General features: G+C 69.8%; 15 protein-coding genes. 13 read left to right on the forward strand and 2 right to left on the reverse strand.

Going from position 1 to position 14128, the window contains the following annotated elements:
• Window positions 1-46: 46 nt before the first annotated feature.
• On the forward strand, window positions 47-913 hold the full coding sequence (locus AWB92_RS27325; RefSeq protein ID WP_085191240.1) for a cyclopropane mycolic acid synthase family methyltransferase: 867 nt from the start codon (window positions 47-49) through the stop codon (window positions 911-913).
• A gap of 8 nt (window positions 914-921) precedes the next feature.
• Here the strand turns inward: AWB92_RS27325 and AWB92_RS27330 are convergent, their stop codons facing one another.
• Window positions 922-2184 (reverse strand): ammonium transporter, encoded by a 1263-nt coding sequence (locus AWB92_RS27330; protein WP_085191242.1) that lies wholly within the window; start codon window positions 2182-2184, stop codon window positions 922-924.
• Window positions 2185-2252: 68 nt separating this feature from the next.
• On the opposite strand from AWB92_RS27330, the gene AWB92_RS27335 reads away from it, so the two are divergent.
• Window positions 2253-2864 carry a DNA-3-methyladenine glycosylase gene (locus tag AWB92_RS27335; RefSeq protein WP_085191244.1) on the forward strand — a complete coding sequence of 204 codons (612 nt, stop codon included), beginning with the start codon at window positions 2253-2255 and terminating at the stop codon, window positions 2862-2864.
• Here the strand turns inward: AWB92_RS27335 and AWB92_RS27340 are convergent.
• Window positions 2861-3799, reverse strand: a complete 939-nt coding sequence (locus tag AWB92_RS27340) for a bile acid:sodium symporter family protein (protein ID WP_085191246.1) — start codon at window positions 3797-3799, stop codon at window positions 2861-2863. The two genes, AWB92_RS27335 and AWB92_RS27340, sit on opposite strands and share 4 nt — an antisense overlap.
• An 80-nt stretch (window positions 3800-3879) precedes the next feature.
• Here AWB92_RS27340 and tyrS point away from each other — a divergent pair, with 80 nt between their 5' ends.
• From tyrS to AWB92_RS27395, 11 genes are all read left to right on the forward strand, one after another.
• The gene (gene tyrS, locus AWB92_RS27345; protein ID WP_085191248.1) at window positions 3880-5154 is read left to right on the forward strand and encodes a tyrosine--tRNA ligase; all 1275 of its coding nucleotides are present in this window, start codon (window positions 3880-3882) and stop codon (window positions 5152-5154) included.
• 43 nt (window positions 5155-5197) lie between these two features.
• Window positions 5198-5557 carry a DUF732 domain-containing protein gene (locus tag AWB92_RS27350; protein ID WP_277622340.1) on the forward strand — a complete coding sequence of 120 codons (360 nt, stop codon included), beginning with the start codon at window positions 5198-5200 and terminating at the stop codon, window positions 5555-5557.
• A 286-nt stretch (window positions 5558-5843) separates the two neighbouring features.
• A complete protein-coding gene (locus AWB92_RS27355; RefSeq protein WP_142282337.1) occupies window positions 5844-6632 on the forward strand; it encodes a tetratricopeptide repeat protein in 789 nt (262 codons plus the stop codon).
• 1 nt (window position 6633) lies between these two features.
• Window positions 6634-7632, forward strand: a complete 999-nt coding sequence (locus AWB92_RS27360; protein ID WP_085191251.1) for an HAD-IIA family hydrolase — start codon at window positions 6634-6636, stop codon at window positions 7630-7632.
• 12 nt (window positions 7633-7644) lie between these two features.
• Entirely contained in the window at window positions 7645-7830 is a 186-nt protein-coding gene (locus AWB92_RS27365) for a hypothetical protein (protein ID WP_085191253.1), read from the forward strand.
• An 8-nt stretch (window positions 7831-7838) separates the two neighbouring features.
• A complete protein-coding gene (locus AWB92_RS27370; RefSeq protein ID WP_085191255.1) occupies window positions 7839-8648 on the forward strand; it encodes a TlyA family RNA methyltransferase in 810 nt (269 codons plus the stop codon).
• Window positions 8645-9565 (forward strand): NAD kinase, encoded by a 921-nt coding sequence (locus AWB92_RS27375; protein WP_085191257.1) that lies wholly within the window; start codon window positions 8645-8647, stop codon window positions 9563-9565. The genes AWB92_RS27370 and AWB92_RS27375 overlap by 4 nt, the downstream gene beginning before the upstream one ends.
• Before the next feature lie 7 nt (window positions 9566-9572).
• Complete coding sequence (gene recN, locus AWB92_RS27380; protein ID WP_085191259.1) at window positions 9573-11324, forward strand: DNA repair protein RecN; 1752 nt, start codon at window positions 9573-9575, stop codon at window positions 11322-11324.
• A 207-nt stretch (window positions 11325-11531) separates the two neighbouring features.
• Complete coding sequence (locus tag AWB92_RS29710) at window positions 11532-11810, forward strand: hypothetical protein (protein WP_142282338.1); 279 nt, start codon at window positions 11532-11534, stop codon at window positions 11808-11810.
• Between the two features lie 159 nt (window positions 11811-11969).
• Window positions 11970-13151, forward strand: coding sequence for a putative cytokinetic ring protein SteA (gene steA / locus AWB92_RS27390; protein ID WP_068108759.1), 1182 nt, complete (start codon window positions 11970-11972; stop codon window positions 13149-13151).
• A gap of 23 nt (window positions 13152-13174) precedes the next feature.
• Entirely contained in the window at window positions 13175-14119 is a 945-nt protein-coding gene (locus tag AWB92_RS27395; RefSeq protein ID WP_085191264.1) for a copper transporter, read from the forward strand.
• Window positions 14120-14128: the final 9 nt, after the last annotated feature.

Consider the following 14128-nt stretch of genomic DNA (forward strand, 5'->3'; position numbering starts at 1 on the left):
CACATCGACTGGACCGCCCGACGGTTCCAAGGAAAGGCAACACGTCATGGCCGAGGAGCTGACACCGCATTTCGAGGATGTGCAGGCGCACTACGACCTATCGGACGACTTCTTCCGCCTGTTTCTGGACCGCACCCAGATGTATACGTGCGCCTACTGGCTCGGCGGCGATGACATGACTCTGGAACAGGCGCAGATCGCCAAGATCGACCTGTCGCTGAGCAAGCTGGGCTTGCAGCCGGGCATGACAATGCTGGACCTGGGCTGCGGCTGGGGCGCCGCCATGATGCGCGCCATCGACAAATACGACGTCAACGTCGTCGGCATCACGCTGTCCAAGAATCAGGTCGCCCACGTCGAGCAACTGTTCGCCGAGTCGGACAGCCCGCGCTCCAAGCGGGTGCTGCTCGAGGGCTGGGAGCGGTTTCACGATCCGGTGGACCGGATCTTGGCGATCGGACCGTTCGAACACGTCGGCTACGACCGCTACGACGCTTTCTTCAAGAGAACTTATGAGTTGTTGCCGAGCGGCGGCACGATGCTGTTGCACACGATCACCGTCCTCTCGGAGAAGGAGATCATCGAGTCCGGCTTGCCGCTCACCCCGGCGATCGTCGAATTCAGCGACTTCATGAAGACCGAGATCTTCCCGGGCGGCTTCCTGCCGACCATCGACATGGTCAAGGAGTTCTCGGCGAAGGCCGGCTTCAAGCTGAAGCGCCGGCAATCGTTGCAGCGTCATTACGCAAAGACCCTGGACGTCTGGGCCGCGGGCCTGGAGGCGCACAAAGAAGAGGCCATCGCGATCCAGTCCGAAGAGGTCTACGAGATGTACATGAAGTACCTCACCGGCTGCGCGAACCTCTTCCGCAAGGGCTACACCGACCTCAACCAATTCACGCTACGCAAGTAGCGATCGGCTCATCTTTCGCCGGGGCGGCGAAGCGGCTGATGTCCGTGCACGCCTTCGGCGTAAGCGGTTTCGGCGTGCTGGGTGAGGTCGACACCGGTGGTCTCGTCGTCCGCGCTGAGCCGGAAGCCCATCACCCGATCGATCACCTTGGCGAGGACGAACGACGCCGTGAACGCATAGAGCGCGACGACGGCGATCGCCAGTACCTGCTTGCCCAGCTGGGCGAAGCCGCCCCCGTAGAGGAGGCCCCGCGGGCCCGCCGTCATGACCGCCGTCGCGAGCAGCCCAATCAACGACACGCCGACGACGCCGCCGACGAAGTGAACGCCGACCACGTCGAGCGAATCGTCATAGTTGAAGCGGAATTTCGCCGCCACCGCGAACGAGCAGACGACGCCGGCCGCCAGGCCGACGACCGCCGCGCCGAGCGTGTTGACGGTTCCGCACGACGGGGTGATGGCGACCAGCCCGGCCACCACACCGGATGCCGCCCCGAACGTGGTCGGCCTGCCGTCCCGGATGCGTTCGACCGTCAGCCACCCGAGCATGCCGAGGCACCCCGCGACGAGCGTGTTGAGGAAGATCGCCGCGGCAGTTCCGTTGGCGGCCAACGCGGATCCGGCGTTGAACCCGAACCAACCGAACCACAGCAGCCCGACACCGAGCAGGACGAACGGCAGGTTGTGCGGCCGCATGGCGTCCTTCTTGAAGCCGATGCGGGGCCCCAGCACCAGCGCCAGGGCCAGGGCCGAGGATCCGGACACGATCTCGACGACCAGGCCGCCCGCGTAGTCGAGCACCCCCAGCTTCGCCAGCCAGCCGCCGGGTCCCCACACCCAATGCGCGACAACCGAATACACGACGATCGTCCACACGGTGGCGAACGCCATCCAGGCCGAGAACCTCGCGCGGTCCGCGATCGCGCCGCTGACCAGGGCGGCCGTGATGATCGCGAACGCCAACTGGAACGTGGCATACAACAGTTCTGGCACCGCCCCGTGGACGGTCTCGGGGCCGATGCCGAGCATCCCGAGGTGTCCGAGGTTTCCGACGAGGCCGTACCCACCGTCTTGGGAGAACGCGATGGTGTAGCCGATCAACAGCCACGCCACCGTGACCAGCGGGATGGCGATAAAGCTCATCATGATCATGTTGAGCACCCCGGTGGTGCGGACCATGCCGCCGTAGAAGATCGCCAGGCCGGGGGTCATCAGCAGCACCAAGGCGGTGCTGGCCAGCAGCCACGCCGTGGCGGCGGGGTCGATGTGCATTGTCGGGCTCCTTCGACACAATTTCGGCCGGGATATTGCCATGTCGGCCGTGTCGGTAGGTTCGGTGGGTGGTTGCAGGGGAGCTGGTGGTGGATCCGGTCGCCGCCGCGCACCGGCTGCTCGGCGCCACCCTCAACGGGAGGGGCGTGCGGGCCGTCGTCGTCGAAGTCGAGGCCTACGGCGGGGTTCCCGACGGTCCCTGGCCCGACGCCGCGGCCCACTCGTACCGCGGCCGGTCCGGCCGCAACGCCGTGATGTTCGGCCCGCCCGGGCGGCTCTACACCTACCGCAGCCACGGGATCCACGTCTGCGCCAACGTCTCGTGCGGGCCCGATGGGACCGCGGCGGCCGTCCTGCTGCGCGCCGCCGCCGTCGAGGAGGGCACCGACTTCGCGCGCGCCCGCCGCGGCGAGCTGGTCCGCACCGCCGCGCTGGCGCGTGGCCCGGGCAACCTGTGCTCGGCGTTGGGAATCACCATGGACGACAACGGGATTGACCTGTTCGATCCCGACGGCCCGGTGACCCTGGAACTGAACGCCCCGCTGACCGCCACCTCGGGACCCCGCGTCGGCGTCAGCCAGGCGGCCGACCGGCCGTGGCGACTGTGGCTCGCCGGCCGCCCGGAGGTGTCGGCCTATCGGCGCAGCCCGCGGGCACCCGCCCCCGGGACGAGCGACTAAGTGCGGGCCGGTGTATCGCCTGGGGAGACCACGCGAAACGCCGGGTCCACGCGGCGCGCGATCAAGACGAACGTCACGGCCAGCAGCGGCGCGATGGCGCTGTAGACCGCGGCGGGCGTGGCCATCACGGCGCTGTTCAGCAGCTGCGGGCTCAGCGCGATGCCCATCGCCACGACTGCATTGTGCATTCCGACCTCCAGGCTGACGGCGACGGCCTGCCGCGGGGCCAGGCGCATCAGGCGTGGCGCCAGGTAGCCGACCATCAGGCTCACGGCGCAGAAAACCACGACGGCCCCGGTCAGCAGGCCGATGTTGTGCCAGAGCGTCGTTCGTCCGCCGGCGATGGCCGCAACGATCGCCAGCACCAGCAGCGTGAGCGCCGCGATCCGGACCGGCTTCTGCATTCGCCGGGCCAGCTCGGGGAAGCGGTGACGGATGGCAACGCCGATCGCGATGGGAACCAGCACCAGGCCGATCACCGCAAGGAACTTGTCCAGCTGCAGCGGCAGAAACCGCCCTTCACCGAGAAACCACGTCATCGCCACTGCCAGAATCGTGGGCAGGGCAACGATCGACAGCACCGCGTTGATTGCGGTCAGGGTAAGGTTCAGTGCCAGATCGCCGTTGAACAAATGGCTCAGGATGTTCGACATCGTCCCGCCGGGGGTCGCCGACATCAGCATGAGCCCGACCGCCAGGTGCGGTTCGAGATGGAAGACCTCGGCGATCACCAGGCACAGGGTCGGCAGCAGCAGCGCCTGGCAGATGAGCGCCACCGCGAGCGGTTTGCGCAGGCCCGCGGCCCGCTTGAAGTCGTCGACGGTGAGGGTCAGCCCGAGCGCGAGCATGATGATCGCGACGACCAACGGCCAGTATCGGTTGTCCATGACGCTCCGCGTTGTTGGTGCGCGTACGGGGAAAAGCGACGGCGCCACGATGCGCCACGTAGTTAGCTTGCCTTATATCACGGCGCGTGGGCGAATCGACCGCGTCACAGCGACTAAAGTCGTGCGCGATGAATTCCGGGATCCTTGACGAGCTGGGTTGGCGCGGGCTGATCGCGCAGTCCACCGACCTCGACGCGCTGGCCGCCGAAGCGGAGCGCGGGCCGATGACCGTCTACGCCGGATTCGACCCGACCGCGCCGAGCCTGCACGCCGGGCACCTGGTTCCGCTGCTGGCGCTGCGCCGCTTCCAACGCGCCGGCCACCGGCCGATCGTGCTCGCCGGCGGCGCCACCGGCATGATCGGCGACCCGCGCGACGTCGGCGAGCGCAGCCTCAACGAGGCGGACACCGTCGCCGCGTGGACCGAGCGCATCCGCGGCCAGCTGGAGCGCTTCGTCGACTTCGACAACTCGCCCACGGGAGCTGTCGTCGTCAACAACCTGGACTGGACGGGCCCCCTGTCGGCCATCGAGTTCCTGCGCGACATCGGCAAGCACTTCTCGGTCAACGTGATGCTGGACCGCGACACCATCCGGCGGCGCCTTGACGGCGAGGGCATCTCCTACACGGAGTTCAGCTACATGCTGTTGCAGGCCAACGACTACGTCGAGCTGCACCAGCGCCTCGGCTGCACGCTGCAGATCGGCGGCTCGGATCAGTGGGGCAACATCATCGCCGGGGTGCGCCTGGTCCGCCAGAAGCTCGGCGCGGCGGTGCACGCGTTGACGGTCCCGCTGGTGACCGCGGCCGACGGCACCAAGTTCGGCAAGTCCACCGGCGGCGGCAGCCTTTGGCTGGACCCCGAGATGACCAGCCCGTACGCCTGGTACCAGTACTTCATCAACACCGCCGACGCCGACGTGATCCGATACCTGCGCTGGTTCACCTTCCTGTCCGCCGACGAGCTGGCCGAGCTGGAGCGGGCCACCGCCGAGCGCCCGCAGCAGCGCGCCGCGCAGCGGCGGCTGGCCCGCGAACTGACCGTGCTGGTGCACGGCGAGGCGGCCACCGAGGCCGTCGAGCACGCCAGCCGCGCGCTGTTTGGGCAGGGCGAACTGGACCAGCTGGACGAGGCGACGTTGGCGGCGGCGCTGCGCGAGACGTCGGTCGCCGAGCTCAAGCCCGGCAGCCCCGACGGGATCGTCGACCTGCTGGTGGCCAGCGGCCTGTCGGCCAGCAAGGGCGCGGCGCGGCGCACGATCGGCGAGGGCGGCGTCTCGGTCAACAACGTGCGCGTCGACAGCGAGGAATGGGCGCCCCAGCCCTCGGACTTCCTCCATGGCCGTTGGCTGGTGCTGCGGCGCGGCAAGCGCAACGTCGCCGGCATCGAACGCGTCGCCTAGTCGTTACCGTGTCGTATCGCCGACGTGACCTCGGCTGACCAGGGTGGTCACGGTGACTAGCGCGACTCGGATGCTGCGGGTGATGGTGCTGAGCGCGGGCCTGGCCGGCCTGACCGCCGTACTGGCCGCACCCGTGCACGCCGACTGGATGGGCAACGCGTTCCTGCGGGCCCTTACCAACGCCGGCGTCCCGGTGTCGCAGCCCGACAGCGCGACGGCGCTCGGGAGGTCGGTGTGCCCGATGCTCGTGGAACCCGGCGGGTCGTTCGACTCGGTGATCAGCACCGTCGCCGACGGCCACGGAATGTCGCACGACGCGGCGGGCGTGTTCACCATCGTCGCGATCGCGACCTACTGCCCAGCGGTGCTGGCTCCGCTGCTGACCGACCGCCCGCCCGCGTAGGCGGCCCCGCGCCGCCGCCGTGCGCACTCACGGCTTTCGGTGTGCGCTGACGGCGGGGTTTCGGCGTTTTTACCACCTTGGACTCACACTCGAAGCCGTGACTGCACACTCAACGGCCGGTCCGCGCCCGGCCAAAGCGGCCTCGCACCGCCCGTCGTGTGCACTGACGGCTTTCGGTGTGTACACCGGGCGGGATCTGGGCAGTTTTCCCGCCCTGGCCTCACAATCAAAGCCGTCGCCGCACACTCAACAAAGGCCCCGCCGCGGCGCCCGTATCCTTTGCAGAGTGGTCGACGACAGGCAGGGGCACAGCGGTGGGCGGGGACCGCGCAAGGCATCCGGCTCCTGGTCGGGTCCCGGCCGCGCCCGGCCGGCGCAGCCGGGCACCGCTGACAAGGACCATCGCGCGCCGAACGACGGGCCCCCGATACCGCCCGGCGTGGAAGCCAAACAACTGGCGCCCGAAATCCGCCGCGAGCTGAGCACGCTGGACCGTGCCACGGCCGACGCGGTGGCGCGCCACCTGGTCGCCGCCGGCGAGCTGATCGACGAGGATCCCGAGGCCGCGCTGAAACACGCCCGCGCGGCGCGGGCCCGGTCCAGCCGGATCGCCGCGGTCCGCGAGGCCGTCGGAATCGCCGCCTACCACTGCGGCGACTGGGCCCAGGCGCTTGCCGAACTCCGGGCCGCCCGCAGAATGGGCAGCAAGTCGGCGCTGCTCGCGCTGATCGCCGATTGCGAACGCGGCCTTGGCCGTCCGGAGCGGGCGATCGAATTGGCGCGCGGCGAGGAGGCGGCCCAGCTGTCCGGCGACGACGCCGACGAGTTGCGCATCGTCGCCGCCGGCGCCCGCGCGGATCTAGGGCAGCTCGAGCAGGCGCTGACCGTCCTGTCCACCCCGCAGCTCGACACGAGCCGCAGCGGCTCGACGGCGGCCCGGCTGTTCTACGCCTACGCCGACACGCTGCTGGCGCTCGGCCGCAATGACGAGGCGCTGGAATGGTTCCTGCGCTCGGCGGCCGCCGATATCGACGGCGTCACCGACGCCGAAGAGCGCGTCGGCGAGCTCGCCTGAGATGAAAACCATTGCGCAGCAATACGATTGCCTGCTCGTCGACCTGGACGGCACCGTCTTCCGCGGCGCCCAGCCCACCGAGGGCGCCGTGCAGTCGCTCGACGAGGTCGAAAGCCGCAAGCTCTTTGTGACCAACAACGCCTCCCGCAGCGCCGACGAGGTGGCGCTGCACCTGCGCGAGCTCGGCTTCACCGCGACCGCGACCGACGTCGTCACCAGCGCCCAGAGCGCGGCCCGGCTGCTCGCCGATGAGCTACCGCCGGAATCGCGCGTGCTGATCGTCGGCACCGACGCGCTGGCCAACGAGATCGCCGCCGTCGGGCTGCGCCCGGTGCGCCGCTACGACGACGACCCCGTCGCCGTCGTGCAGGGCCTGTCCACCACCATCGGCTGGCCCGACCTCGCCGAGGCCGCGCTGGCCATCCGGGCGGGCGCGCTGTGGGTGGCCGCCAACGTCGACCCGACCCTGCCCACCGAGCGCGGCCTGCTGCCCGGAAACGGATCGTTCGTGGCCGCGCTGCGGGCCGCCACCGGCGCCGACCCGCGGGTCGCGGGCAAGCCGGCGCCGCGGCTGCTGCAGGACGCGGTGGCCCGCGGCGACTTCCGCGCGCCCCTGGTGGTCGGCGACCGGCTGGACACCGACATCGAGGGCGCCAACGCCGCCGACCTGCCCAGCCTGATGGTGCTCACCGGGGTCAGCACCGCCCGCGACGCCGTGTTCGCAGCGCCGGAGCTCCGGCCCACCTACATCGCCCCCGACCTGCGTTCGCTGCACTCCGAGGGCGAGCGGCTCGCGGTGAAGCCGCAGCCCGGCTGGCACGTCGACGTCGGGGATCAGGTGGTGACGGTCAGCGCCAACGGCGCCGACGAGGGCGACGGGCTCTCGGTCGTCCGGGCCGTCGCGCACGCGGTCTGGGGCGCCGCGGCGACCGGGCCGATGCGCATCGAGGCGGCCGACGCGCGCGCTCGGGACGCGCTGCAGCGCTGGTCTCTGGACTAGCGTAGGGACGCGATGAATATCGATCCCGATCAGCTTCGCGCTGAAATAGATGCCCTGGTCGCCCAGCTATCGGATATCGGGGATCCGGAAAACTCCGAACACGAGCCGTCCCTCGCCGAACTCGAAGAGATAGCGCGCCGCCTCTCCGAGGCGCACGACGTGTTGCTGGCCGCGCTGGAGTCGGCGGAGAAGGGCTGAGTACCGCCGTGGCACGACGTGCCCGCGTCGACGCCGAGCTCGTCCGCCGCGGGCTCGCCCGATCCCGCCAGCAGGCCGCGGAGTTGATCGGCGCCGGCAAGGTGAGCATCGACGGCATGCCGGCCCGCAAGCCCGGCACCGCCGTCGACGTCACCGCCGCCCTGACCGTCACCGACGAGGACGAGCGCGGCTGGGTGTCGCGCGGGGCGCACAAGCTCATCGGCGCGCTGGACGCGTTCGGCATTGCGGTCGCGGGCCGCCGTTGCCTGGACGCGGGCGCGTCGACGGGCGGGTTCACCGAGGTGCTGCTGGATCGCGGGGCGAGCGAGGTGGTGGCCGCCGACGTCGGCTACGGACAGCTGGCCTGGTCACTGCGGTCCGATCCCCGGGTGGTCGTCGTCGAGCGCACCAACGCCCGCGCACTAACGCCGGAGGCCATCGGCGGCCGGGTCGGCCTGGTGGTGGCCGACCTGTCATTCATCTCGCTGGCCACCGTGTTGCCCGCGCTGATTGGATGCGCTTGGCCCAGCGCGGATATCGTTCCCATGGTGAAGCCGCAGTTTGAGGTGGGCAAGGGCCAGGTCGGCGCCGGCGGGGTCGTCCAGGATCCCGGCCTGCGCGCCGACGCGGTACTGCGGGTCGCGCGGCGCGCGGGGGAGCTGGGCTGGCAGGCCGTCGACGTCACCGCCAGCCCGCTGCCGGGCCCGTCGGGCAATGTCGAATACTTCTTGTGGCTGCGCGCCGAGACCGATCGGGGGCTATCTGCTGATGGGCTGGTGGACGCGGTGCGGCGCGCGGTGGAAGAGGGCCCGCAATGACTTTTGAGCGCACCGTGCTGCTGGTGGTGCACACCGGCCGTGAGGAAGCGACCGAGACCGCGCGCCGGGTTCAGAAAGTGTTGGGCGACAACGGGATTGGGCTGCGCGTGCTGTCCGCCGAGGCGGTCGACCGCGGACCGCTGAACCTGGCCCCCGACGACATGCGGGCCATGGGCGTCGAAATCGAGGTGGTCGACGCCGAGCCGTCGGCGGCCGAGGGCTGCGAACTGGTGCTGGTGCTCGGCGGCGACGGCACCTTCCTGCGCGCGGCCGAATTGGCCCGCAACGCCGGGATTCCGGTGCTTGGCGTCAACCTGGGCCGGATCGGCTTCCTCGCCGAGGCCGAAGCCGAGGCGATCGACCGGGTGCTCGATCACGTGGTGGCCCGCGACTACCGGGTGGAGAACCGCCTGACGCTGGACGTCGCGGTGCTGCACAAGGGCCACGTCGAACACGGCTGGGCGCTCAACGAGGTCAGCCTGGAAAAGGGCCCCCGGCTGGGCGTGCTCGGCGTGGTCGTCGAGGTCGACGGCCGCCCGGTGTCCGCGTTCGGCTGCGACGGGGTGCTGGTGTCGACGCCGACCGGCTCCACCGCTTACGCGTTCTCGGCCGGCGGCCCGGTGCTGTGGCCCGACCTGGAGGCAATCCTGGTGGTGCCCAACAACGCTCACGCGCTGTTCGGCCGGCCCATGGTCACCAGCCCCGAGGCCACCATCGCGATCGAGACCGAGGCGGACGGGCACGACGCGCTGGTGTTCTGCGACGGCCGCCGCGAAATGAGGATCCCGGCCGGCAGCCGGATCGAGGTGACCCGCTGCGATACCCCGGTCAAGTGGGCGCGGCTGGACAGCGCGCCGTTCACCGACCGCTTGGTGCGCAAATTCCGGTTGCCGGTGACCGGTTGGCGCGGAAAGTAATGGCCGGGTGCTTACCGAGATACGCATCGAGTCGCTGGGTGCCATCAGCGCCGCGGTCGGGGAGTTCGGCCGCGGCCTGACGGTGCTGACCGGCGAGACCGGCACCGGCAAGACGATGGTGGTGACCGGGCTGCACCTGCTCGGCGGGGGCCGCGCCGACCCGAACCGGGTCCGCTCGGGGGCCGACCGTGCCGTCGTCGAAGGCCGTTTCACCACAACCGATCTCGATGACGAGACGGCGGCGCAGCTGGACGCGATTCTGGAAGACCTCGGTGCCGAGCGCGACGAGGACGGCAGCGTGATCGCGCTGCGCTCGGTCAGCCGCGACGGGCCGTCGCGTGCCTCCCTGGGCGGGCGCAGCGTGCCCGCGAAGTCGCTGGGCGACTTCACCACAGAACTGCTCACCCTGCATGGGCAGAACGACCAGCTGCGCCTGATGCGACCCGAGGAGCAACGCGGCGCGCTGGACCGCTTCGCCGAGGCCGGTCCGGCCCTGGAGCGCTACCGCAAGCTGCGTGACGCCTGGCTGACCGCGCGCCGCGACCTGATCGACCGCCGTGAGCGGGCCCGCGAGCTCGCGCAGGAGGCCGACCGGTTGCAGTTCGCGCTGAACGAGATCGACACCGTCGACCCGCAACCCGGCGAGGACGACGCGCTCGTCGCCGACATCGTGCGCCTGTCCGAACTGGACACGCTGCGCGAGGCCGCCGCCACCGCGCGGGCCGCGTTGTCGGCCGACGACGGGGACGGCCTTGGCCACGGTGCGATCGACAGCCTCGGAAAGGCAAGGGCCGCACTCGAATCGACCGACGACGCGACCCTTCGGGCGTTGGCCGGCCAGATCGCCGAGGCGCTGACGGTGGTCGACGACGCGGCCCACGAACTCGGCGGCTTCCTCGACGAGCTCCCCGTCGATGCCAGCGCGCTGGAATCCAAGCTGGCCCGCCAGGCCCAGCTGCGCACGCTGACCCGCAAGTACGCCGCCGACATCGGCGGGGTGCTGCGGTGGGCGGCCGAATCGCGGGAGCGGCTGGCGCAACTCGACGTCTCCGAAGAGGCGATCACCGCGCTGGAACGCCGCGTCGCCGAGCTGGCGCGCGAATTGGGCGACGCCGCAGTCGAACTCGGCAAGGTTCGGCGCAAGGCCGCCAAGCGGCTGGCCAAGGCGGTGACCGCGGAGCTGTCCGGGCTGGCGATGGCCGACGCCGAGTTCACCATCGACGTGGCCACCGATGTGGCGACCGACCCGGACGATCCCGCCACCCTGACGCTGCCCTCGGGCGAGCCGGTTCGCGCCGGCGGCGACGGCATCGATCAGGTCGAGTTCGGCTTTGCGGCGCATCGCGGCATGACCGTGCTGCCGCTGGCCAAGAGCGCCTCCGGCGGCGAGCTGTCCCGGGTAATGCTGGCCCTCGAGGTCGTCCTTGCCGCCTCGGCCGCCGGCACCACGATGGTGTTCGACGAGGTGGACGCCGGCGTCGGCGGCCGGGCCGCGGTGCAGATCGGGCGGCGGCTGGCGCGGCTGGCCCGCACGCACCAGGTCATCGTGGTCACCCACCTGCCGCAGGTCGCCGCGTACGCCGACGTGCACCTGGTGGTGCACAGCGCCGGACCCAAGGGCACCAGCGTGGTCCGCCGGGCGAGGGGCGACGACCGGGTCGCCGAGCTGGCGCGGATGCTCGCGGGCCTGGGCGATTCCGACAGCGCCCGCGCGCACGCCCGCGAACTGCTCGAGACCGCCCAGGCCGAGCAGGCCTGACCCCCCTCCCCGCGAGTGTCCGCGTTTGTACGCCGACACGCCGCAAATTCCGTACATCTGCGGACCCTCGCCGCGACGGCGGGACGAAGCGGCGCAGCCTACCGCTGCCGCGCCGGCGCTCGAGCTGGTCGACGCGTCTGACGGCGCCGTCCGCATTGCCCAGGAATGATGTAGCCCTTCGTGATCGGCTTCGTCTAGGGTGCGGCGATGCAGCGAATTGACGTGGCACTGAGCACAGCCACGGCCTGGACATCGTATGCGGAGAACGCAGTCGGAGTGGTGCTACTAATCGTTTTGCCACTTGGTGCGGTGATTTATGGCGTGGTGACCGCCCGCGGCCGGCAGCGCAAAAGGCTCGTCGTCATCGTGTTGACCACATTCCTCGTTTACGTCGGCGTCGTTCTTGCTGCGAATCTTTGGGCAAACGTGCACAAACATCACAAAACCCACCATCCCACCGGCGTGCCCGCCAGCCACTCTTCGTGACTGTCGACGCCTCGGGCGACGACAGGCCGCCGTCTGCGCACCCTCACCGCGACCGAACCGGGATCAGCCTGTTACTAATGTGACTCTAGATAACTTATGAGGCAGATGTTACGGCGCGCCTACTCGCCTCGCCCTGGCTTCGCGGACAGAATCGCCCCCATGAAGATGTCAGGTCTGCTTTCGCGTAACACGACACGGCCGGGCCTCACCGGCACCGCCCGGGTCGACCGGAATATCGATCGCCTGCTGCGCAGGGTGTGCCCCGGCGACATCGTGGTGCTCGACATCCTGGATCTGGACCGCATCACCGCGGACGCGTTGGTTGAGGCCGACATCGCCGCCGTCGTCAATGCGTCACCGTCGGTGTCGGGGCGCTACCCCAACCTTGGCCCCGAGGTTCTGGTCAACAACGGGGTGACCCTGATCGACGAGACCGGGCCCGAGGTCTTCAAGAAGGTCAAGGACGGCGCCAAGATTCGCCTCTACGAGGGCGGCGTGTATTCCGGTGACCGGCGGCTGGTCCGCGGCACCGAGCGCACCGACCACGACATCGCCGACCTGATGCGGGAGGCCAAGAGCGGCCTGGCCGCCCACCTGGAGGCGTTCGCCGGCAACACGATCGAGTTCATCAAGAGCGAGAGCCCGCTGTTGATCGACGGCATCGGCATCCCCGACATCGACGTCGACCTGCGTCGGCGGCACGTGGTGATCGTGGCCGACGAGCCCAGCGCCGAGGACGAGCTGCGCTCCCTCAAACCATTCATCAAGGAGTACCAGCCGGTGCTCATCGGTGTCGGCACCGGTGCGGATGTGTTGCGCAAGAACGGTTATCGCCCACAGATCATCGTCGGCGACCCGGACCAGATCAGCACCGACACCCTCAAGTGCGGCGCCCAGGTCGTGCTGCCCGCCGACGCCGACGGCCACGCGCCCGGCCTGGAACGGATCCAGGACCTCGGCGTCGGGGCGATGACCTTCCCGGCCGCCGGTTCGGCGGTCGACCTGGCCTTGCTGCTGGCCGATCACCACGGTGCCGCGTTGCTCGTGACGGCCGGCCACACCGCCAACATCGAGACGTTCTTCGACCGCAACCGCACCCAGAGCAACCCTTCGACGTTCTTGACGCGGCTGCGGGTGGGGGAGAAGGTGGTCGACGCCAAGGCCGTTGCGACCTTGTACCGCAACCACATTTCGGCGGGCGCCATCGCGCTGCTGGCGCTGACGATGCTGATCGCCGTCATCGTCGCGCTGTGGGTCTCGCGCACCGACGGCGTGGTGATGCACTGGATCACCCACTACTGGAACCACTTCACCCTGTGGATACAGCACTTGCTCACATAGCTTTTCGACGAACGGTGCGTTAAATGATCTCGTTACGCCAACACGCCCTATCCCTGGCCGCGGTCTTCCTGGCGCTGGCCGTGGGCGTCGTGCTGGGGTCCGGATTCCTCTCGGACACCCTGCTGTCCAGCCTGCGTGACGAGAAGCGCGACCTGTACACCCAGATCAACGGGCTGAACGACCAGAAGAACGCGATGAACGAAAAGCTCGCCGCTGCAAACAATTTCGATAACCAGCTGGCCGGCCGGATCGTGCACGACGCGCTGGGCGGGAAGTCGGTGGTGATGTTCCGCACCCCGGACGCCCGGGACGACGACGTCGCCGCGATCGCGAAATTCATCGGCCAGGCCGGCGGAACCGTCGCCGGAACGGTCTCGCTCACCCAGGAGTTCGTCGACGCCAACTCCGCGGAGAAGCTGCGGACGGTGGTGAACTCCTCGATCCTGCCCGCCGGTCAGCAGTTGAGCACCAAGCTCGTCGACCAGGGCTCGCAGGCCGGCGACCTGCTCGGCATCGCCATGCTGATCAACGCCAACCCGGCCACCCCGCCGATTGACGACGCGCAGCGCGACACCGTGCTGGCGTCGCTGCGCGACACCGGCTTCATCACCTATCAGCCCGCCGACCACCTGGGGGCGGCCAACGCCGCGCTGGTCGTCACCGGCGGCGCGTTGCCCCAGGACGCCGGCAATCAGGGCGTGAGCGTGGCCCGGTTCTCCGCCGCACTTGCACCCCACGGCTCGGGCACCCTGCTGGCGGGCCGCGACGGTTCGGCGACGGGGGGCTCAGCGGTCGCCGTCGCCCGCGCCGACGCCGGCATGAACTCTGCGATCAGCACCGTCGACGACATCGAGGCCGCGCCGGGACGGATCACGACGGTCCTGGGCCTGCACGATCTGATCAACGGCGGCCACATCGGGCAGTACGGCACCGGGCACGGCGCCACCTCGATCACCGTGCCCCAGTAAATCGTCGGT

This window comes from Mycobacterium sp. IEC1808 (assembly GCF_002101935.1).
Taxonomy (GTDB): domain Bacteria; phylum Actinomycetota; class Actinomycetes; order Mycobacteriales; family Mycobacteriaceae; genus Mycobacterium.